Source organism: Streptomyces sp. NPDC002958 (assembly GCF_055563255.1).
This window is the reverse complement of sequence record NZ_JBVHDS010000008.1, coordinates 203357-224929: the sequence shown is the minus strand read 5'-3', so window position 1 is coordinate 224929 and position 21573 is coordinate 203357. Positions and strand designations below refer to the sequence as shown.

17 protein-coding genes are annotated in these 21573 nt (G+C 70.6%); 4 read left to right on the top strand and 13 right to left on the bottom strand.

The window, feature by feature from the left end; translation table 11 throughout:
- Positions 1–98: 98 nt before the first annotated feature.
- The 8 genes from ACZ3IC_RS17280 to hrcA all read right to left on the bottom strand — a co-directional run bounded on the left by ACZ3IC_RS17280 (position 99) and on the right by hrcA (position 9701).
- A complete protein-coding gene (locus ACZ3IC_RS17280) occupies positions 99–1007 on the bottom strand; it encodes a ribonuclease Z (protein WP_467417048.1) in 909 nt (302 codons plus the stop codon).
- Positions 1008–1026: 19 nt separating this feature from the next.
- Positions 1027–1386 carry a histidine triad nucleotide-binding protein gene (locus ACZ3IC_RS17275; RefSeq protein WP_467417047.1) on the bottom strand — a complete coding sequence of 120 codons (360 nt, stop codon included), beginning with the start codon at positions 1384–1386 and terminating at the stop codon, positions 1027–1029.
- 268 nt (positions 1387–1654) lie between these two features.
- Entirely contained in the window at positions 1655–4885 is a 3231-nt protein-coding gene (locus tag ACZ3IC_RS17270; RefSeq protein ID WP_467417044.1) for a S41 family peptidase, read from the bottom strand.
- Positions 4886–4965: 80 nt separating this feature from the next.
- Positions 4966–5499 (bottom strand): hypothetical protein, encoded by a 534-nt coding sequence (locus ACZ3IC_RS17265; protein WP_467417042.1) that lies wholly within the window; start codon positions 5497–5499, stop codon positions 4966–4968.
- 83 nt (positions 5500–5582) lie between these two features.
- Entirely contained in the window at positions 5583–6329 is a 747-nt protein-coding gene (locus ACZ3IC_RS17260) for a 16S rRNA (uracil(1498)-N(3))-methyltransferase (RefSeq protein WP_467417041.1), read from the bottom strand.
- Positions 6326–7399, bottom strand: coding sequence for a nitronate monooxygenase (locus tag ACZ3IC_RS17255; protein ID WP_467417038.1), 1074 nt, complete (start codon positions 7397–7399; stop codon positions 6326–6328). Before ACZ3IC_RS17255 ends, ACZ3IC_RS17260 begins: the two co-directional genes overlap by 4 nt.
- A gap of 145 nt (positions 7400–7544) precedes the next feature.
- Positions 7545–8684, bottom strand: coding sequence for a molecular chaperone DnaJ (gene dnaJ, locus ACZ3IC_RS17250; RefSeq protein WP_467417036.1), 1140 nt, complete (start codon positions 8682–8684; stop codon positions 7545–7547).
- Positions 8685–9701 carry a heat-inducible transcriptional repressor HrcA gene (gene hrcA / locus ACZ3IC_RS17245; protein ID WP_072483581.1) on the bottom strand — a complete coding sequence of 339 codons (1017 nt, stop codon included), beginning with the start codon at positions 9699–9701 and terminating at the stop codon, positions 8685–8687.
- A gap of 195 nt (positions 9702–9896) precedes the next feature.
- Here hrcA and ACZ3IC_RS17240 point away from each other — a divergent pair, with 195 nt between their 5' ends.
- Together ACZ3IC_RS17240 and ACZ3IC_RS17235 are read left to right on the top strand one after the other, a co-directional pair.
- Positions 9897–10652, top strand: coding sequence for an MBL fold metallo-hydrolase (locus ACZ3IC_RS17240; protein ID WP_467417033.1), 756 nt, complete (start codon positions 9897–9899; stop codon positions 10650–10652).
- Positions 10653–10693: 41 nt separating this feature from the next.
- On the top strand, positions 10694–11515 hold the full coding sequence (locus ACZ3IC_RS17235; protein ID WP_467417031.1) for a DUF3097 domain-containing protein: 822 nt from the start codon (positions 10694–10696) through the stop codon (positions 11513–11515).
- Between the two features lie 205 nt (positions 11516–11720).
- Here ACZ3IC_RS17235 and hemW read toward each other — a convergent pair whose 3' ends face one another.
- The 4 genes from hemW to lepA all read right to left on the bottom strand — a co-directional run bounded on the left by hemW (position 11721) and on the right by lepA (position 19379).
- Positions 11721–12962, bottom strand: coding sequence for a radical SAM family heme chaperone HemW (gene hemW / locus ACZ3IC_RS17230; RefSeq protein WP_467417030.1), 1242 nt, complete (start codon positions 12960–12962; stop codon positions 11721–11723).
- Between the two features lie 143 nt (positions 12963–13105).
- Positions 13106–15031 (bottom strand): SpoIIE family protein phosphatase, encoded by a 1926-nt coding sequence (locus ACZ3IC_RS17225; RefSeq protein ID WP_467417207.1) that lies wholly within the window; start codon positions 15029–15031, stop codon positions 13106–13108.
- Between the two features lie 223 nt (positions 15032–15254).
- Complete coding sequence (locus ACZ3IC_RS17220; protein WP_467417027.1) at positions 15255–17144, bottom strand: AMP-dependent synthetase/ligase; 1890 nt, start codon at positions 17142–17144, stop codon at positions 15255–15257.
- Positions 17145–17504: 360 nt separating this feature from the next.
- A complete protein-coding gene (lepA, locus tag ACZ3IC_RS17215; RefSeq protein ID WP_467417025.1) occupies positions 17505–19379 on the bottom strand; it encodes a translation elongation factor 4 in 1875 nt (624 codons plus the stop codon).
- Positions 19380–19594: 215 nt separating this feature from the next.
- Between lepA and rpsT the strand changes: the two genes are divergently transcribed.
- Positions 19595–19861, top strand: coding sequence for a 30S ribosomal protein S20 (gene rpsT / locus ACZ3IC_RS17210; protein ID WP_467417022.1), 267 nt, complete (start codon positions 19595–19597; stop codon positions 19859–19861).
- A gap of 305 nt (positions 19862–20166) precedes the next feature.
- Here rpsT and holA read toward each other — a convergent pair whose 3' ends face one another.
- A complete protein-coding gene (gene holA / locus ACZ3IC_RS17205; protein ID WP_467417021.1) occupies positions 20167–21153 on the bottom strand; it encodes a DNA polymerase III subunit delta in 987 nt (328 codons plus the stop codon).
- A 164-nt stretch (positions 21154–21317) separates the two neighbouring features.
- Between holA and ACZ3IC_RS17200 the strand changes: the two genes are divergently transcribed.
- On the top strand, positions 21318–21563 hold the full coding sequence (locus tag ACZ3IC_RS17200; protein ID WP_467417019.1) for a hypothetical protein: 246 nt from the start codon (positions 21318–21320) through the stop codon (positions 21561–21563).
- Positions 21564–21573 lie beyond the last annotated feature (10 nt).

Genomic DNA, 21573 nt, shown 5'->3' with positions numbered 1-21573 from the left:
CACAAGGGTGGTGCTGACGTGTGGTCCTGACGTGTGGTGCTGATGTGTGGTGCTGATGTGTTTCGAAGGCGCCGAAGTGCTTCAGAGGTGCCGGGGCTTCAGAAGTGCCGGGTGGGCACGGGAACCCGGCTGAGGTCGCGGGCGATGGTCAGTTCGCCCTCGAACCCTGCGGCGCGGGCCCGGGCCTCGAAGACGGCCGGGTCGTCGTATCGCTGCGAGAAGTGCGTCAGCACGAGGTGCCGTACGCCCGCGTCCCGGGCCACCCGGGCCGCCTGGCCGGCGGTCAGATGGCCGTGCTCGGTGGCGAGCCGTTCGTCTTCGTCGAGGAAGGTCGACTCGATGACCAGCAGGTCGCATCCCTCGGCGAGTACGTGCACGCCGTCGCAGAGCCTTGTGTCCATGATGAACGCGAACCGCTGCCCGCGCCTGCGCTCGGAGACGTCGTCGAGCCTGACACCGCCGAGGGCGCCCTCGCGCTGGAGCCGCCCGACGTCGGGCCCCTTGATGCCGTGCTCGGCGAGCTTCGCGGGCAGCATCCGGCGCCCGTCGGGCTCGACGAGCCGGTAGCCGTACGACTCGACGGGGTGCGAGAGCCGGTGGCTGCTGAGCGTGTACGCGTCCGTGACGGCAAGGATCCCGTCGGCGGCGACCGGGGCCTCGGTCAGCTCGACGGACTCGCGGTAGGCGGTCGCGTACCGCAGCCGCTCGAAGAAGTGCTGTCCGCTCGCCGGGTAGTGCGCGGTGACCGGGTGCGGGACCTGATCGAGGTTGATCCGCTGGATCACCCCGGCCAGGCCGAGCGAGTGGTCGCCGTGGAAGTGCGTGACGCAGATCCGGTCGATGTCGTGCGCGGCGACACCGGCCCGCAGCATCTGGCGCTGGGTGCCCTCACCCGGGTCGAAGAGGATGCCCTCGCCGTCCCAGCGGAGCAGATAGCCGTTGTGATTGCGGTGCCTGGTCGGGACCTGGCTGGCGGTGCCGAGGACCACGAGTTCGCGTACGGACACGGTGTGCGATCGCCCGCTTCTAGCCGGGGGGCCACTGCAGTCCGCGGCCGCCCAGCACGTGGGCGTGCGCGTGGAAGACGGTCTGTCCCGCGCCGGAGCCGGTGTTGAAGACGACCCGGTAACCGCTGTCCACAATCTTCTCGTCGGCGGCGACGTGTCCGGCCTCGCGCAGTATGTCGGCGACGATCGTCGGCTCGGCGACGGCGAGGGCGGCGGCGTCCGGGTGGTGGACGCGCGGGATGACGAGCACGTGGGTGGGGGCCTGCGGGTTGATGTCCCGGAAGGCGACGGTGGTTTCGGTCTCCCGGACGATGGTTGCCGGGATCTCACCCGAGACGATCTTGCAGAACAGGCAGTCGGGCTGCGGTTCTCCCGCCATGGGGCTGACTCCTCGGTCGGTGTTGATCGTTGTACGGCATGGTATCGGGGCGGTCGGGGATGGGGTGGGGGCGCCTGCCGCCCCCACAATCAAGCCCCGCCCGCGCTCGGAACGCCAACGAGGCTGAAATTCACGCCACACCCGTACAGTCACGACTTTGGCGATTGAGGAGTGAGGGTCCGGGGGGCAGCGCCCTCGGTTACGGAAAGGGGCGGGCAGGGGAACAGGCCCGCCGCAGGCGTGCCCGCGCCCCTCCCGCACCCGCCCGCTACGCCCCCGGCCGCTCCGGCGCCCGCTTCGCCGGCGTCTCCGCCAGCGACACCAGCGCGATCCGGATCGCCTCGTCCAGTTGCGGATCCCGCCCCGCCGCATGGTCCTGCGGCGCCATCACGACCTCGACATCGGGATCGACCCCGTGGTTCTCCACACCCCAGCCGTAACCCTCCAACCAGAACGCGTACTTGGGCTGGGTGACCGACGTCCCGTCCACGAGCTTGTACCGGCTGTCGATGCCGACCACCCCGCCCCACGTACGCGTACCGACCACCGGCCCGATGCGCAGCGCCTTGATCGCGGCGTTCACGATGTCGCCGTCCGAGCCGGAGAACTCGTTGGCGACGGCCACCACGGGGCCGCGCGGTGCGTCCTCCGGATAGCTGTACGGCTGCATCCCGCGCGGCAGGTCCCAGCCGACGATGCGCCGGGCGAGCTTCTCCACGATCAGCTGCGAGGTGTGGCCGCCCCGGTTCTCGCGGACGTCCACGACCAGCCCCTCACGGGCCACTTCGATCCGCAGATCGCGGTGGAGCTGCGCCCAGCCCGAGCCGACCATGTCGGGGACATGGAGGTAGCCGAGGCGTCCGCCGGAGTGCTCGTGGACGTATGCCCGCCGGTCGGCGACCCAGGCGTGGTAGCGCAGCGCCTCCTCGTCGGCGACCGGTACGACGACGACATGGCGCGGGTCGCCGCCGTCCACCGGTGAGACGGTCAACTCGACCGGCTTGCCGGCCGAGCCGGTGAGCAGCGGGCCGGGTCCGGTCACCGGGTCGACCGGGTGCCCGTCGACGGCGAGGATCGCGTCGCCGACGCGCACCGCCACCCCGGGTGCGGCGAGCGGCGACCGGGCGGCCGGGTCGGAGGTCTCGGACGGCAGGATGCGGTCGATGCGCCAACCGCCGTCGTCCGTACGGGAGATGTCCGCGCCGAGCAGCCCCTGCCGGGCCGATTCGTCGCGCCATCCGCCGGGCGGCGTCACATAGGCGTGCGAGGTGCCGAGTTCGCCCTGCACCTCCCACAGCAGGTCGATCAGGTCGTCGTGGGTGGCGACGCGGTCCAGCACCGGGCGGTAGCGGTCCAGGACCCCATCCCAGTCGATGCCGCCCATGTCGGGACGCCAGAAGTTGTCCCGCATGATGCGCCCGGCCTCGTCGTACATCTGTCGCCACTCGGCGGCCGGGTCGAGGGTCCGGCGGATCCGGGAGAGGTCGACGGTGACGCTGCTGTCGCTGCCGTCGTGGTCGTCGTCAACGGCCGGGACGCGGCTGTCGGACGGTGCGACGCGCAGCTTGCCCCGGGTGCGCAGGACGATCCGCTTGCCGTCGCCGCTGACCGCGAAACCGCTGACGTCCGAGGCGATTTCCTCGCAGCGCAGCTTCTCCAGGTCGTACCGCTCGAGGACGGTCTCGGGCCGACGGGCGTCGGGCGTGGCGCCGCTCGTACCGAGCACCCCGGTCACCGGGTGGCTCAGCCACAGCAGCCCGTCCCTCGCGGCGCGCAGCGTGGAGTAACTGGCGGCCTCGACGGGCAGCGGCACGATCCTGTCGGCAAGTCCGTCGAGGTCGATCCGGGTGACGGGCAGCGCGGTCGGGTTGTCCTCGCCCTCGCCGCTCTTCTCCTTCTCGGTCGGGCGGCCGTGGCGCTGCGGCCCGAACGGGGAGGGCGTGGTGGCGGCGAGCGTCAGCAGATGGGGACGGCAGGCTCCGATGAACGCCAGGTCGAAGACATGGGCGTCGTAGACCGGGTCGAAGGACCGCTCGGAGAGGAACGCCAGGTGCTTGCCGTCGGTGGTGAACGCGGGGGCGAAGTCGCGGAAGCGCAGCGGGGTGGCCTCGGCGACCGACAGATCGGCGAGGTGTGCGAGCTTGAGCTGCCTGAGCGGCTCGGGCCCGGGGTGCGACCAGGCGAGCCACGAGGAGTCGGGCGAGAAGACGAGGCCGGAGGCGTCGCCGTGCTCGCTGCGGTCCACCTCGTGGACCTCGCCGCTCTCCCGCTCGACGATCAGTACCCGCCCGTCGTGCGCGGCGACGGCGAACCGGCTGCCGTCGGGGGCCGCTTCGAGGTCGAGGACCCTGCCGAGGCGGCCGGCGCCGAGGCGGCGCGGTACGGCTCCCGGTGCGATGCCGGTGGCGGGTGCGCACTCCAGGGCGTCGTCGCCCTCGGCGTCGGTGACCCAGACGACGTGCTGGTCGCCTTCGGCCTGGAAGGTGCGGGGCATCCTGGCCCGTACGCCCGGTTCGACGGCGAGCGCGCGGGCCGGGCCCTCGCGGTGGGTGACCCAGTGCACGGCACCGCGCGTCCCGACGGCGCTGCCGCGGCCCGTACGGTCCGGGGACGCGGAGTCGAGGTGGCTGTCGGCGTGCACGGAATGGGGCTGGAGGTCGGCGCGCTGGCCGCCGAGCCGGATGTCGAGGCGGCGGGGCCCGTCTGCTTCGAGGCCGTCCAGCAGCCAGAGTTCACCGGCCGAGGCGTAGCTGACGCGGCTGCCGTCGGTGGTCGCGTGGCGGGCGTAGAAACCTTCGATGCCGGTGTGCCGGCGCAGGTCCGAGCCGTCGGGAAGCGAGGAGTAGAGCGCGCCGACGCCTTCGTGGTCGGAGAGGAAGGCGACGCGGTCACCCACCCACATCGGGGCTTCGATGTTCCCGTCGAGGTCCTCGTGAAGCCGTACGAACTCCGCCGGACCCTCGCTCGCGCCTTCCTCCGCGATCCACAACTTGCCTGCGGTGCCGCCCCGGTAGCGCTTCCAGGTGGCGGCCTCGCGCCCCATGGTGACCGAGAGCAGCAGGACCCGTCCGCCGGGCCCGTACGCGAGAGAGCCGACCGGCCCGTACGGCAGGGTCCGCGCGGGCCCGCCGTCGACCGGGACGGCCCTGGCCCAGCTGCGCCGCAGCGATACCTGCCCCTGGGCGCTGATGACCAGTACGTCGCCCTCGGGCGTCCAGCCGCGTACGGAGGTCCGTGCGTCGCCCCAGTACGTGAGCCGCCTGGAAGGGCCGCCGTCGACCGGCGCGACGTGCACTTCGGGCGCTCCGTCCCGGGTGGACGTCCAGGCGACTTGGGTTCCGTCGGGAGATATACGCGGATTGGTGACAGGTCGGTTGTCGGCGCTGACGCGCCAGGCTCGGCCGCCGTCCAGCGGCGCCAGCCAGACATCGTCCTCGGCGGTGAAGGCGATCAAATCGCCCTGGACATGGGGGTATCGGAGGTAGGCAGGCTGCGTCACATCGATCACCCTAGGCCGCGGGCGTGCTCTGCGTAACCGAGTTGGCCGGAGTCCGTCGGGCTGCCCGGTTCCGGACACACTCACTTGCCCTGGGGCGATTCGGTCACCGTGACCGTCACGGTGACCGTCGGCCGGGCGCCGCCACTGCCGTCGCCTCGGGACGGATCGGCCCCGACGGTCGGCGGGGCGGCGTCGCAGTTGCCGAGCACATCTGACCGGAAGACGGCCTTCCCGTCGGCCTCCGCGGTCAGATCGCCGCGCACACACCGCCCGTCGAGCTCCTGGGTCACCTTGCCGGTGATCGTGATGTCCTTGCCGTTCCCGGTCCTTCCGGTGCAGTCGACGTCCGCGATCCGGCGTGCGGAGGCGGAGGGCGAGGCGCCCTGGGCCCGGTACCCGTCGGCATCGGCCGTACAGTTCAGCCACCGCACGTCGACCCCGTTGCGCTCCAGGGCGCTGGTGCCGGTGCGGTCGGTGGTCACGGCGATGGCTGCGGAGTTCAGTCCGCCCGCGGGGTCACAGGCCACGACACCTGCGACCGCCGCGCCCGCGAGCGCGGACGCGGCCAGAAAGCGACGGGTCCTTCCCTGACCCCATGCCCTTGATGTCCCCATACGGGCAGCTTCCCACCATTCCCCCACGGGACGGTAGACGGCTTGCGGCCACAACAGGGCGGCGCCGGCGCGCCCGAGGGGGCTTACGACCAGCGGCCGGTGCGCCCCAGGAGCAGTGCCGTTGCCGCCGTGCCCGCGGTCGAGGTGCGCAGGACGCTCGTTCCGAGCCGGCAGGTCCGGGCGCCCGCCGCGGCGAAGACCGCCAGTTCGTCCGGCGACACACCGCCCTCGGGTCCGACGACCAGCACGATCTCGCCCTGGGTGGGGAGCTGGACGGTGGCCAGCGGCTCGCTGTCGTGGCCCCGGTCCTCGTGCAGGACGGCGGCGAAGTCCGCCGTGGCCAGAAGTGCGGCAACCTGTCTGGTCGTCAATGCGTCCGCCACCTCGGGGAAGCGCACCCGGCGCGACTGCTTGCCCGCCTCCCGGGCGGTGTTGCGCCATTTCGCGAGGGACTTGAGGCCGCGCTCGCCCTTCCACTGCGTGATGCAGCGCGATGCCTGCCAGGGCACGATCGCATCGACACCGGTCTCCGTCATCGTCTCCACGGCGACCTCGCCGCGGTCCCCCTTGGGCAGGGCCTGGACGACGGTGATACGGGGTGCGGGCCGGGGCTCCTCACGGACCGTCGTCAGGTCGGTGACCACGAGCCGGTCCTTGCCCTCGGCGGCTCTGACAACGCCTTCCGTCCAACGGCCGTGGCCGTCCGTCAGCACGACGTCCTCTCCGGCGCGCAGCCGCTTCACCGATACGGCGTGCCGTCCCTCGGGTCCTTCCAGGACGAACTCGGGCCGGTCGGGGACCTGTTCGACGACAAAGACCGGTGCGGTCACTGCGTACTCCCTGTGCTCACTGCCGCCCGTGCGGCGTCCAGTTCTTCGGCGAGCAGACCGATCAGCCGGCCGGCGGGCAGCTCGCGTGCCATCCGGTGCCCCTGCCCGGCCCACAGGGCCATGCCCTGGGCGTCCCCGGCCTTGGCCGCCGCCTTGCGCAGACCGGAGGTCAGATGGTGGACCTGCGGATAGGCGGCGGGGGCGTACGGGCCGTGCTCGCGCACGAAGCGGTTGACCAGGCTGCGGGCCGGGCGGCCGGAGAACGCCCGGGTCAGGGCGGTCCGTACGAACAGCGGGTTGGTCAGCGCCTGCTTGTGCAGCAGATGCGCCCCGGACTCGGGGCAGACGAGGAACGCCGTACCGAGCTGTGCCGCATCCGCGCCTGCGGCGAGCACCGCGGCGATCTGGGACCCGCGCATCAGCCCGCCCGCGGCGATGATCGGTACCTGTACGGTCTCGCGGACCTGGGCCACCAGGCAGAGCAGCCCGATCCCGGTGCCGTCGGCCTGCGGGTCGTCGCGGTGGGTGGACTGGTGGCCGCCCGCCTCTATGCCCTGGACACAGACCGCGTCGGCGCCCGCCCACTGGGCAGCCTGGGCCTCCTCGGGCGTGGTGACCGTCACGACGGTGTGCGTGCCGACGCCGGCGAACGCGTCGAGGGTGTCGCGGGTCGGACAGCCGAAGGTGAACGAGACGGCCGGGACCGGGTCCTCCAGGAGGATGGCGAGCTTGGCCTCGTAGCCGTCGTCGCCGCTGGAGTCCGGGTCGCCGAGCGGAGTCTCGTACCAGGCGGCCTCACCGGCGAGCTGATGCCGGTACACCTCGACGGCGCTCGGGTCGGCGAGAGCCGGCTGCGGCATGAAGAGATTGACGCCGAAGGGCTGACCGGTCAGCCCGCGCAGCTGCTTGATCTCGTTGTACATGCCGTCCGCCGTCTTGTACCCGGCGGCGAGGAAGCCCAGGCCGCCCGCTTCGGCGACGGCCGCGACGAGCTGCGGGCAGGACCCACCCCCCGCCATCGGGGCCTGCACGATCGGATACCGGCAGAGATCGGTCAACACGGATGACATGACCGCATCGTGTCACGTCCTGAATACCCCGGCGTGCACGGCCTGCGGTCCACTTTGCCTCAAACGCCGGACGGGTTGTCCGCAACCGCCGGACGGACTCGGCGAGCGAGCCCGTCCGGCGGCGGGGAACGGCGTGCGGGGGCGGTCAGCGACCGTTGAAGGCGTCCTTCAGACGGGAGAACAGCCCCTGCTGACCGGGCTGGAACTGGCCGGTGGGCCGCTCCTCACCGCGCATCTTCGCCAGGTCGCGCAGCAGTCGCTCCTGCTCCGGGTCCATCTTCGTCGGGGTCATCACCTCGACGTGCACAATCAGATCGCCGCGTCCGCCACCCCGCAGATGCGTGATGCCGCGTCCGTGCAGCGGGACCGACTGGCCTGACTGGGTACCCGGCCGGATGTCGACCTCCTCCGGGCCGTCGAGCGTCTCCAGCGGCACCTTGGTGCCGAGCGCGCCCGCCGTCATCGGGATGGTGACCGTGCAGTGCAGATCGTCGCCGCGGCGCTGGAACACCGAATGCGGCAGCTCATGGATCTCCACATACAGATCACCGGCCGGTCCACCACCGGGGCCGACCTCGCCCTCGCCCGCGAGCTGGATGCGGGTGCCGTTGTCGACACCGGCGGGGATCTTCACGGTGAGCGTGCGCCTCGACCGGATACGCCCGTCGCCGGCGCACTCCGGGCACGGGGTCGGCACGACCGTACCGAAGCCCTGGCACTGCGGGCAGGGCCGCGAGGTCATGACCTGGCCCAGGAAGGACCGGGTGACCTGCGAGACCTCGCCGCGGCCGCGGCACATGTCACAGGTCTGGGCGGAGGTGCCGGGTGCGGCGCCCTCGCCGCTACAGGTCGTACAGACGACGGCCGTGTCGACCTGGATGTCCTTGGTGGTGCCGAACGCGGCCTCGGCGAGATCGATCTCCAGACGAATCATCGCGTCCTGGCCGCGCCGCGTGCGCGAACGGGGTCCGCGCTGCGACGACGTACCGAAGAACGCGTCCATGATGTCGGAGAAGTTACCGAAGCCACCCTGTCCGAACCCGCCCGCACCACCGCCGCCGCCGGAGGCGGACAGCGGGTCGCCGCCGAGGTCGTAGACCTGCTTCTTCTGCGGGTCCGAAAGCACCTCGTAGGCGGCGTTGATCTCCTTGAACCGCTCCTGGGTCTTCGGATCGGGGTTCACATCCGGATGCAGCTCGCGAGCGAGCCGCCGGAATGCCTTCTTGATCTCGTCCTGAGATGCGTCGCGGCGCACGCCGAGTACGGCGTAGTAGTCCGTGGCCACTTACGACTCCGCCAGGATCTGTCCGACGTAACGTGCCACTGCGCGTACCGCTCCCATCGTTCCGGGGTAGTCCATGCGGGTCGGTCCGACCACGCCGAGTTTGGCGACTGCCTCGTCGCCCGAACCGTAGCCGACCGCGACGACGGACGTGGAGTTGAGCCCCTCGTGGGCGTTCTCGTGCCCGATACGTACGGTCATGCCCGAGTCCTTGGCCTCGCCGAGCAGCTTCAGCAGCACGACCTGCTCCTCCAACGCCTCCAGCACCGGCCGGATCATCACAGGGAAGTCGTGCCCGAAGCGGGTGAGGTTGGAGGTGCCGCCGATCATCAGCCGCTCCTCCGTCTCCTCGACGAGGGTTTCGAGCAGGGTGGAGAGCACGGTGGACACGGTTCCCCGGTCCTCGCTCTCGAAGGATTCCGGCAGATCCTGCACCAGCTGCGGGACGTCCGCGAAACGGCGTCCGACGACGCGGCTGTTGAGCCGGGCCCGCAGATCGGCGAGAGAGGTCTCACCGAACGGAGCGGGGCAGTCGATCATGCGCTGTTCGACCCGGCCGGTGTCCGTGATCAGCACGAGCATCAGCCGGGCGGCCGCCAGTGACAGCAACTCCACATGCCGCACCGTCGACCGGGTCAGCGAGGGGTACTGCACGATGGCGACCTGCCGGGTCAGCTGCGCGAGCAGCCGTACGGTGCGGCCCACGACATCGTCGAGGTCGACCGCGCCGTCGAGGAAATTGTGAATGGCACGACGTTCCGGCGACGAGAGGGGCTTGACGCCCGCGAGCTTGTCGACGAAAAGTCGATAGCCCTTGTCCGTCGGGATGCGTCCCGCGCTGGTGTGGGGCTGGGCGATGAAGCCCTCGTCCTCCAGCACCGCCATGTCGTTGCGGACGGTGGCCGGGGAGACCCCCAGCTTGTGCCGCTCTGTGAGCGCCTTGGAGCCCACGGGTTCCTCGGTGCCGACGTAGTCCTGGACGATGGCGCGCAGCACTTCGAGTCTGCGTTCGCTGAGCATCGCGCACACCTCCAGCTGTTTCCTCGGTGGTTCTCGGGCCGTTCCTGTTTCATTCCCAGGAATCCTCCTGGCACTCTGTCATCACGAGTGCCAGCAATCCTCCGGCCAGTGTACGGCGATCGAGTGGGGGCCTAGCAAGGGCGACCGGTCACGCTACCGCGAGACTGCGCAGGTCGTTGCCGATAGCGTCGCGGTATGGACGCCTCTTGGGAAGAGTTCGGCTGGGAGCGACTCGGTCACGGAGTGGGCCGACGGCGCCTCCCCGGATGGGATGCGACAGTCGCACTGGTGGTCGGAGCGCAGGGAGTGCTGCTCTACGACACCGGATCAACGCTCCGCGAAGGTGCAGAAATACGGGCCCAGGCACAGGCCCTGCTCGGCCGGAGGGTGACGCATATCGCACTCAGCCACCCCCACTTCGACCATGTGCTGGGCACCGCAGCGTTCTCCGGCGCCCAGGTGTACGGAGCGGTCGGCATGGCCGGGCTGCTGAAGCACGGGGCGAACGATCTGTACGCCTCCGCCGTGCGCCACGGAGTGTCCGAACACGATGCGGCGGAGGCCACCGATGCGCTGGTGGCGCCGCACCACGAGGTGTGCGGCGAGTGGACGCTCGATCTGGGCGGCGGCCGTCAGGTGCTCCTGGCGAATGTGGGCCCCGCCCACAGCGGCCACGATCTCGCGGCGCTCGTCCCCGGCTCCCCCACGGTGGTGCTCTGCGGCGACCTGGTCGAGGAATCGGGCGAACCACAGGCGGGCCCGGACGCGGTCCCGTCCCGCTGGCCGGCCGCGCTGGACCGGCTGCTGGCGCTGGGCGGCGAGGACGCGGTGTACGTACCGGGGCACGGGGCGATGGTGGATGCGGCGTTCGTCAGGAACCAGCGCGACCGACTGGCCGTCCTCCCCCATGGCCCTGAAGGCATGGGAGGTGCCCCCTCCGGAGTGTCCTGACCTGTTCGTGTCGTGACGTGTTGTCGTCCTATCGTCATCCGATGCGCAGCTACCAGCCGGACCTGACCCCGCCGTGGAAGAAGTCCGCCCCCGTTCCCGAGGTCCCCGCCGAACCCGACCTGGTCGTGGAGGAGGTCTCCACCGGATTCTGCGGTGCGGTGATCCGCTGCGAGAAGACGGCCCAGGGGCCGACGGTGACCTTGGAGGACCGCTTCGGCAAGCACCGGGTGTTCCCGATGGAGCCGCGCGGCTTCTTGCTGGAGGGCCGGGTGGTCACGCTCGTACGCCCGTCGGCGGCCGCTCCCGTACGCCCCGTGCGTACGGCCTCGGGTTCGGTCGCGGTCCCCGGGGCTCGCGCCCGGGTCGCGAGGGCGGGCCGGATCTATGTGGAGGGCCGGCACGACGCGGAGCTGGTCGAGCGGGTCTGGGGCGACGATCTGCGGATCGAGGGTGTGGTCGTCGAGTATCTGGAGGGCATCGACGACCTCCCGGCCATCGTGCGCGAATTCTCCCCCGGCCCGGACGCCAGGCTGGGCGTTTTGGTCGACCACCTGGTCCCGGGCTCCAAGGAGTCCCGGATCGCGGCCCAGGTCTCGGACGCGAACGTGCTGGTGGTCGGCCACCCCTACATCGACGTGTGGGAGACGGTGAAGCCGTCATCGGTGGGCATCGCCGACTGGCCGGTGGTGCCGCGCGGCCAGGACTGGAAGACGGGTGTGTGCCGCTCGCTGGGCTGGCCGGAGAACACGGGCGCGGCGTGGCAGCGAATCCTGTCCACCGTGCGCTCGTACCGGGACCTGGAGCCGGCGTTGCTGGGCTCCGTGGAACACCTGATCGACTTCGTGACGGCGCCGCCTCAGTAGCCCATCCTGCCGCGGACCTCCCGGCCTTCCGCCCCACCCGGCCCCTCCGGCGCTTGAGGAGCGGGGTCCGGTCGGGGGCGGAGCGCGGTCACCGGAAGGGGAGCACGGGAAGGTGGGCCCGGGAAGGGGCGGGCAGGGGAAGGGGCGGGCAGGGGAACGAGCCCGCCGCAGACGCCCCGCACCCCAGCCGGCCCCACACCGCCCCTCAGTCCACCAGGTCCCGCACCACCGCGTCCGCCAACAACCGCCCCCGCAGCGTGAGCACCGCCCGTCCCTCCCCGTACGGCGCGCGCTCCAGCAGCCCGTCCTTCACCGCCTGCCCCGCCGCGGCCAGCCCCGCCGGTGCCAGCAGCGACAACGGACAGCCGTCCGCGAGCCGCAGCTCCAGCAGGATCCGCTCGACCCGCCGGTCCTCCGCGGAGAGGATCTCGCGCCCGGCCCCCGGCGACCGTCCCTCGGCCAGAGCCTGCGCGTACGCCCCCGGATGCTTCACGTTCCACCAGCGCACCCCGCCGACATGGCTGTGCGCCCCCGGCCCGGCGCCCCACCAGTCGGCGCCGCGCCAGTACAGCTCGTTGTGCAGGCACCGGCCCTCGGGAGTACGGGCCCAGTTCGACACCTCGTACCAGGAGAAGCCCGCCGCCGCCATCGCCTCGTCCGCGATCAGATACCGGTCGGCATGGGCGTCGTCATCGGTCATCGGGATCTCGCCACGCCGGATCCGCCGGGCCAGCTGGGTGCCCTCCTCGACGATCAGCGCGTACGCCGACACATGGTCGGGCCCCGCCCCGATCGCCGCGTCCAGGGAGGCCCGCCAGTCGTCGTCGGACTCCCCGGGCGTGCCGTAGATCAGATCGAGGTTGACGTGCTCGAAGCCCGCTTCCCGCGCCTCACCGACACACGCCTCGGGCCGCCCCGGCGTATGCGTACGGTCCAGAATCCTCAGCACGTGCTGCCGCGCGCTCTGCATCCCGAACGAGATCCGGTTGAAGCCGCCCTCCCGAAGCTCGGCCAGATACGCCGGATCGACGGACTCCGGGTTGGCCTCGGTGGTGATCTCGGCATCGTCCGCGAGCCCGAACTCGTCGCGGATCGCCCCCAGCATCCGCACCAGGTCCGCGGCGGCCAGCAGGGTCGGTGTACCGCCGCCGACGAAGACCGTACGGACCGGACGGGGATCGTCGCCGAGGACCTTGCGGGCTTGGCGGACCTCGCCGATCAGATGGGCGGCGTAGTTGTCCCGGGAGGCCAGGGCGCCGCCGGAACCGCGCAGCTCGGTGGCGGTGTAGGTGTTGAAGTCGCAGTATCCGCAGCGGGTCGCGCAGTAGGGCACATGCAGGTAGAAGCCGAGCGGCCGGTCGGCGGCGCCTTCCAGGGCATGGCGGGGCAGCGCCCCGTCGTCGGGTACGGGTTCACCATCGGGCAGTACGGAAGGCATACCGTCCATTGTCACTCGCCGCCCGGAACGTCCGAGCCACGCACGTGATCACGGGAGGCCACGCGCCCCCGGCCGCACCGCCCCGCCCACCCCGCCGCGAACGCCTCCCGCGAACGCCTCCCATTCCCGGCCGCACCGCCCCACCCCCGCCGTCACCCCGCCTGCAGCACCAGCAGCGCCAGATCGTCGTCCGGCGGCCGCTCGGCGAATTCGTGCACGGCCCGCTTGATCCGGTCCGCGATCCCGTCCGCCGACATCCCGGCACAGCCCGCCAGTGCCAGGGCCAGACCGTCCCCGTCGTCGAACATCAGCGGCCCGGAGCGCCGCTCCGTCACACCGTCCGTAACACACAGCAGGCTGTCGCCGGGCGCCAGCTCGAAGCTCTGGCTCTCGTACGCGACGTCGTCCATGATCCCGAGCAGCATCTGCGGCTCGGCGGCCGGGCGCACCTCGCCGTCGGGCCGCAGCAGCAGCGGCAGCGGGTGGCCGGCGCTGGCGAGGGTGCAGCGCACGCCGCCGCCGGGCAGCGGTACGAGTTCCCCGTACAGCAGGGACAGAAAGCGGGACTGCCCGGTGTCCGCCGTTTGCTGGCCGCCCGCCGCGGCCACCATGAGCGCGGCTGCCTCGGCGGCCTCCATCGCGTCGTCGAGAAGCAGGCGGTTGAGCCGGTCCAGCACCTCACCCACGCCGAATCCCTCTCGGGCCAGCAGCCGCAGCCAGGGCCGGGCGAGGCCGGTGACGACGGCGGCTTCGGGGCCACTGCCCTGTACATCGCCGAGGACGAAGCACCAGCGGTCGCCGGGGCACGGGAAGATGTCGTAGAAGTCACCGCCTACGACCCCGTCGTCGCTGGGTTCGTACACCAGCGAGCTGGTGACGCCGGGTATGTCGGCGACCTTGCTGGGCAGCAGTGCGCGTTGCAGGATGCGGCTGATGGTGGCCTGCCGGGTGTAGGCGCGGGCGGCACCGACGGCGAGGCCGACACGGCGTACGAAGTCCTCGATCAGGGCGGTGACCTCGTCGGGGACGCGAGCTGTGCCCTCCCTGCCGAGGAGTACGGCGCCGAGTGTCCGGCCGCCCGATGTGATCCGGTAGGCGAGAGCGGACCCGGCCCGTACGTCGGATTCCCCGCCGTCCTCCTCGCCCCCGGGCCACGGCATGGAGACGGGCCCGGTGCCCACCCGCTCGGGCAGCCGGATCGGGTGGGCGTCCAGCACCGTACGCAGCTGCCCCGTCTCGGCCTCGTCCCGGTGCCAGACGCTGGCAAGCCGGGGGACGGCAACGGGGCCGCCGTTCTCGGGCTCCAGCCAGATCGCGCACCAGTCGGCAAGTCTGGGCACCAGTAACTGTGCGGCAAGCGCCGCCACGATGTCCTCGTCGAGCTGACCGGCGAGCAGGTCCGAGGCCTCGGCGAGGAACGAGAGCGCGCCGCGCCCGGCCCAGTCCGCGTTGTCGCGCAGGGCCCGCCGGGCGGTGGGGGCGAGCAGTTCGGCCGCGCGCAGCCCCTGCTGGAATCCGGGCTCGGCCGACGGTTCGGGGAACGGGTTCCAGTCGTCGACGGGGAGCCGGGCCCAGACGGTCTTGAGTCCGGTGCGGTAGGTGATGCCCCAGCGCTCGGCGAGGGTGCCGACGAGCTGGAGCCCGCGTCCGTACTCGGCGGGCTCGACGGAGCCGGTGGGGGCCTCGCTCTTCGCCGTGTCCGCCGCGCTGCCGATGTCCGATCGTTCGCTGCGCACGGCACGGGCCGGGTGGTGGTCGGAGACCTCCAGCACCAGGGCCGCGACCTCGTCCTCGGTGGCCTCCTCCAGCCGGCAGAGCAGCTCGACATGGGTCCCGGCGTGCACGACCGCGTTGGTGACCAGCTCGCTGACGACGACCGCCGCATCATCGGCCAGACGTTCGCTGAAGCCCACGGCCGCCGGCAGCCCGAGCCCGGTCCACTCGGTGAGCGCGGCCCGGACGAACCGGCGGGCGGCGGAGGGCGCGAGGAGGTTTCCGGGCAGGGACGTACGGGCGACCGGCCTCGCATCCGCATGGCCGACAGTGATACCGGGACGCTGAACGATGTCCCGCTGCAAGGGAATGGGCCCCACGGTGCAGCTCCTGACCTGTTCTCGCTCTTCTGTCTGTTCTCGTTCTGTTCTCTTGAGCGCCGCTGACGACACCGACACAGGCTGACGACACCGACAGAGTGACAGATGGACCCTGCCCATAAGCGATGAGTTGCCGAAGTGAGCAGAGAAAGTGAGCGGAGAACAACGGAAGCAGCCGCACCGTGCGACCGGTCCGGAAGGACCTGTATTACGCCTCTCGGGCTCCTTCGTACATGTCGTCGATGAGGCCCTTGTACTCGCGCTCGACGACCGGCCGCTTCAGCTTGAGACTGGGCGTCAGCTCGCCGTGCTCGATGTCGAGATCGCGGGGCAGCAGCCGGAACTTCTTGATGGTCTGCCAGCGCTGCAGCCCCTCGTTGAGCCGCTTCACATAGCCCTCGATGAGCTTGACTGCCTGCGGGGAGCCCACCACTTCGGCGTACGACTTCCCGCCCAGGCCGTTCTCGGCGGCCCAGCCGAGGATGGCCGGCTCGTCGAGCGCGATCAGGGCGGTGCAGAAATTACGGTCCGCGCCGTGCACCAGGATGTTGGAGACGAACGGGCAGATCGCCTTGAACTGCCCCTCGACCTCCGCCGGGGCGATGTACTTGCCGCTGGACGTCTTGATCAGGTCCTTCTTGCGGTCGGTGATCCGGAGATAGCCGTCCACGGACAGCTCGCCGATGTCGCCGGTGTGGAACCAGCCATCCGCTTCCAGCACCTCGGTGGTCTTCTCCGGCAGCCCCTGGTAGCCCTGCATCAGGCCGGGGCCGCGCAGCAGGATCTCGCCGTCGTCGGCGATCCGTACCTCGGTGCCGGGGAGCGGCTTGCCGACCGTGCCGGTGCGGTAGGCCTCGCCCGGGTTGACGAAGGAGGCGGCGCTGGTCTCGGTGAGGCCGTAACCCTCCAGGATGTGGATCCCGGCGCCCGCGAAGAAGTAGCCGATGTCGGGGGCGAGCGCCGCGGATCCGGAGATGCAGGCGCGCAGCCGGCCGCCGAAGGCCTCACGGATCTTGGCGAAGACGAGGGCGTCGGCGACCTTGTGCTTGGCACCGAGCCCGAAGGGTACGGAAGCCGTGCCGGTGCGCCGGAAGTTGTCCTGCGAGACCGTCGCGTACTCACGGGCGACCCCGGCCGCCCACTGGAAGATCTTGTACTTGGCCCCGCCACCGGCCCGCGCCTTGGCGGCGACACCGTTGTAGACCTTTTCGAAGATACGGGGAACGGCTGCCATGTACGTCGGCTGGACCACCGGCAGATTCTCGATGATCTTGTCGACCCGGCCGTCGATGGCGGTGACGTGGCCGACCTCGATCTGGCCGGAGGTGAGGACCTTGCCGAAGACGTGCGCGAGCGGCAGCCACAGGTACTGGACGTCGTCCTTGGTGATCAGACCGGTCGCCACGGTGGCCTTGGCCATGTACGACCAGTTGTCGTGCGGCAGGCGTACGCCCTTGGGGCGGCCGGTGGTGCCCGAGGTGTAGATCAGGGTGGCCAACTGGTCGGACGTGATGGCCGCGATCCGCTCCTTGACCGTGCCGGGGTTCTTCGCCAGGTGCTCGGCGCCGCGGGTCTCCAGATCGGCCAGGGTGAGCACCCAGCCGTCGGGGTCGCCCTCGACGGGCTCGGCGCCTTCGGGGTCGATGACGACGACATGGGCGAGTTTCGGCAGCTCGGCGCGGCGCTCGCGGGCCTTGGCCAGCTGGCCGGCGTCCTCGGCGATCAGCACCCGGCTCTCGGAGTCGGAGAGGATGAACGCCGACTCCTCGGCGTTGGTCGACGGGTAGATCGTGGTGGTGGCGGCGCCCGCGCACATCACACCGAGGTCGACAAGAATCCATTCCACCCGGGTACTGGCGGCAAGCGCGACCCGCTCCTCCGGCCGCACACCCAGACCGATGAGCCCTGCCGCGATGGCGTACACCCGCTCGGCGGCCTGTGCCCAGCTCAGCGACTTCCAATTATCGGGCCCCTCGCCGGTGGCCGCAGGGACCGGGTAGCGGTAGGCCTCCCCGTCCGGCGTGGCCGCCACGCGGTCGATGAAGAGGTTCGCCACGGAGGGCGGTCGGTTCTCGATCAAGGTCTGTGTGTCGCTCACGACATCCTCCGGGCCTGCGGCAGTGCTTCACGACCGGCTGCTGGATACTGCTTGTTCCTGTTGTTCCTGCGCGTGTCCTGCGTACGTCTGTGTGCTTGGTCCTGCGGTGCTTGTCCTGCGGTACTCGATCCCGCTTGTTTAACCGGCGAGTAACTACGAAGCCGTGATCAGGGTAGAGCGCCCGCGTCCGCCGCGTAAGGGGCAGTGGGCCGCCGCTTCATAACAAACGGGCCCTTGTGTCGCAGTGCACTGCGACACAAGGGCCCGTTGGGCTACCACCGGGTGGGGCCGGGCGGCGGCCGGGCCGGGGACCGCTTCTCGACCCTGCGACGGGAGCTGCTTCCCGGCCTTGCGGCGGAGCTACTTCTTGGCCTTGCTGTCCCCGCCCGACTCGTCCGTCGACAGCACGGCGATGAAGGCCTCCTGCGGAACCTCCACATTGCCGACCATCTTCATCCGCTTCTTGCCTTCCTTCTGCTTCTCCAGCAGCTTCCGCTTACGGGAGATGTCACCGCCATAGCACTTGGCGAGGACGTCCTTGCGGATGGCGCGGACGGTCTCACGGGCGATGACCCGGGAGCCGATGGCGGCCTGGATCGGCACCTCGAAGTTCTGCCGCGGGATCAGTTCGCGCAGCTTGGCGACGAGCCGCACGCCGTACGCGTACGCCTTGTCCTTGTGCGTGACTGCGGAGAACGCGTCGACCTTGTCGCCGTGCAGCAGGATGTCGACCTTGACGAGCTGGGCGGACTGCTCGCCGGTGGGCTCGTAGTCGAGGGAGGCGTAACCACGCGTCTTGGACTTCAGCTGGTCGAAGAAGTCGAAGACGATCTCGGCGAGCGGCAGGGTGTAGCGGATCTCGACCCGGTCCTCGGAGAGGTAATCCATGCCGAGCAAGGTGCCGCGCCGGTTCTGGCAGAGCTCCATGATCGCGCCGATGAACTCGCTGGGGGCCAGGACCGTGGCGCGCACGACGGGCTCGTGCACCTTGTCGATCTTGCCCTCGGGGAATTCGCTCGGGTTGGTGACGGTGTGCTCGGTGCCGTCCTCCATCTCTACGCGGTAGACCACGTTGGGCGCGGTGGCGATGAGTTCGAGACCGAACTCGCGCTCCAGCCGCTCACGGATCACATCGAGGTGGAGCAGGCCGAGGAAGCCGACGCGGAAGCCGAAGCCGAGCGCGGCGGAGGTCTCCGGCTCGTACACCAGGGCGGCGTCGTTGAGCTGAAGCTTGTCGAGCGCCTCGCGCAGGTCCGGGTAGTCCGAGCCGTCCAGCGGGTACAGGCCCGAGAACACCATCGGCTTGGGGTCCTTGTAGCCGCCCAGCGCCTCGGTCGCGCCCTTGCTCAGGGAGGTGATGGTGTCACCGACCTTGGACTGCCGGACGTCCTTCACGCCGGTGATGATGTAGCCCACCTCGCCCACACCGAGGCCGTCGGCCGGGGTCATCTCCGGGGAGGAGACCCCGATCTCCAGCAGCTCGTGGGTGGCGCCGGTGGACATCATCCTGATGCGCTCGCGCTTGTTGAGCTGACCGTCGACGACACGGACGTACGTGACGACGCCTCGGTACGAGTCGTAGACCGAGTCGAAGATCATCGCGCGGGCGGGGGCGTCGGCCTGGCCGATCGGGGCCGGGACGTCCTTGACCACCCGGTCGAGCAGCACGTCCACGCCGACACCGGTCTTCGCGGAGACCTTGAGTACGTCCTCCGGCTGGCAGCCGATGAGATTGGCCAGCTCCTCGGAGAACTTCTCCGGCTGCGCGGCCGGCAGGTCGATCTTGTTGAGCACCGGGACGATGGTGAGGTCGTTCTCCATCGCCAGGTAGAGGTTGGCCAGCGTCTGGGCCTCGATGCCCTGCGCGGCGTCGACCAGCAGGATCGTGCCCTCGCAGGCGGCGAGCGAGCGGGAGACCTCGTAGGTGAAGTCCACGTGGCCCGGGGTGTCGATCATGTTGAGGACATGGGTGCGGCCCTGGTCCTCACCCGTGTTGGGCGCCCAGGGCAGACGTACCGCCTGGGACTTGATGGTGATGCCGCGCTCGCGCTCGATGTCCATCCGGTCGAGGTACTGAGCGCGCATCTGCCGCTGGTCGACCACACCCGTCAGCTGAAGCATCCGGTCGGCAAGGGTCGACTTGCCGTGGTCGATGTGCGCGATGATGCAGAAGTTGCGGATCAGCGCCGGGTCGGTACGGCTCGGCTCGGGCACGTGGGTAGGAGTCGCGGGCACGCAGGGTCCTGATTCTTGAGACGCCGAACGCCGTGTCTCGGGTCGATGTCGGTTCGGTCGGATCGATACGTAGCCTCCATCGTCCCATGGTTGCGGGGCGGGGACCGGTTTGGGCCGGTCGGAGCGGGGCTGGTACCGTTGACAGCTGTGCCTCGCGACTCTCTCGGGCCGTGGGGCGCACATCGAAGATCCAACGAACCTGAAAAGGCTCTTTCGTGGCGAACATCAAGTCCCAGATCAAGCGGAACAAGACGAACGAGAAGGCGCGCCTGCGCAACAAGGCCGTCAAGTCCTCGCTCAAGACCGCTATCCGCAAGGCCCGTGAGGCTGCCGTCACCGGTGACGTCGAGAAGGCCACCACGGCCGCTCGCGACGCCTCCCGCGCGCTCGACAAGGCCGTCTCGAAGGGTGTCATCCACAAGAACGCCGCCGCCAACAAGAAGTCGGCGCTGGCCTCCAAGGTTGCCTCCCTCCAGGGCTGAGCCTTCTGATGTAACCGCCGGAACGGACCAGCGGGCCCTCTCTCCCGCCCCTGCCCGGCCCCCGCGCCGCACACCGAACCTGCGTTCGCCACGCGGGTGCGGCGCACGAAGCGTGAACCGAAGGCCCCGGACCCTGCTCTCCCCAGAGCGAGGCCCGGGGCCTTCGGTGTACCCGCTTCGAGCCCGTCCGGTTTTGAGTTCGAGCCCGTCCGGTTTTGAGCTCGTCCGGCGCTCGAGGGCAGAGCAGCCGCCGGACGAGCCCGGTGCCTCGCCCCGCCCGGCTCCGTCCCGACCGCCCCGCCCGGCTACCGCCTCGACCGCGCCGCCCGCGCCACCGCGACCACGGCCTTCTCCAGCGCGTACTCCGGATCGTCGCCGCCCCCCTTGACGCCCGCGTCCGCATCCGCGACCGCCCGCAGCGCCACCGCCACGCCGTCCGGCGTCCACCCACGCATCTGCTGGCGCACCCGGTCGATCTTCCACGGCGGCATGCCCAGCTCACGGGCGAGGTCCGCGGGCCGTCCCCCACGCGCCGAGGACAGCTTTCCGATCGCCCGTACGCCCTGCGCCAGCGCACTGGTGATCAGCACAGGCGCCACCCCGGTGGACAGCGACCAGCGCAACGCCTCAAGCGCCTCAGCAGCCCGCCCCTCCACTGCGCGGTCGGCAACCGTGAAACTCGATGCCTCTGCGCGGCCCGTGTAGTAACGGGCGACGACCGCCTCGTCGATCGCGCCCTCGACATCCGCGACGAGCTGCGAAACCGCACTCGCCAACTCCCGCAGATCGCTGCCGATGGAGTCGACCAGCGCCTGGCACGCCTCGGGAGTCGCCGAGCGCCCCAGCGCCCGGAACTCCGACCGCACGAACGAGAGCCGCTCGGCCGGCTTGGTCGTCTTCGGACACGCGACCTCCCGCGCCCCGGCCTTGCGCGCCGCGTCCAGCAGCCCCTTGCCCTTGGCGCCGCCCGCGTGCAGCAGAACGAGGGTGATCTCCTCGACCGGATCGCCGAGGTACGCCTTGACGTCCTTGATCGTGTCGGCGGAGAGATCCTGCGCATTGCGCACGATCACCACCTTGCGCTCGGCGAAGAGCGACGGGCTCGTCAGCTCGGCAAGGGTGCCGGGCTGGAGCTGGTCGGAGGTGAGATCGCGGACATCCGTGTCGGGGTCGGAGGCACGGGCCGCCGCCACCACCTGCTGCACAGCGCGGTCGAGGAGCAGGTCCTCCTGGCCCACGGCGAGCGTGAGGGGGGCGAGCGGATCGTCGGTGGAATTCCTTCTGGTGGCCATCGCCGTCCAGCATCCCACGCGCCACTGACAGCCCGCCGGACTCCCTGCCCGCCTCGCGCGGGAGCCGCCTTGTGCGGACGCCTGGGGGCTCGGACGACTGGGGCCCGGACGCCTGGCGGCGCCGACCGGACCGCACCTCTTACCCGGTACGGGAGAATGGGCAGGTGAGCGATGTAAGACATGTGCTGGTTCTGCCCGATCGCGATGCCGCGGAGGAGGTGGCCGCGGAACTCGGCAACCGCTTCGGGGTCACCGAGGAGCCCCAGCTCGTACGTGATGCGCTGGCCGGCGAGGACGACGCCGAGGACGCCCAGTGGCTGGTGGTCGTGGAGGACCCGTCGGGGCGGCTGGGTTCCTCGGCGCTCGATGCGTTCGCCGCGGAGTACGAGGGGTGGCTCGAAGCGCCTTAGAGGAGCGCCA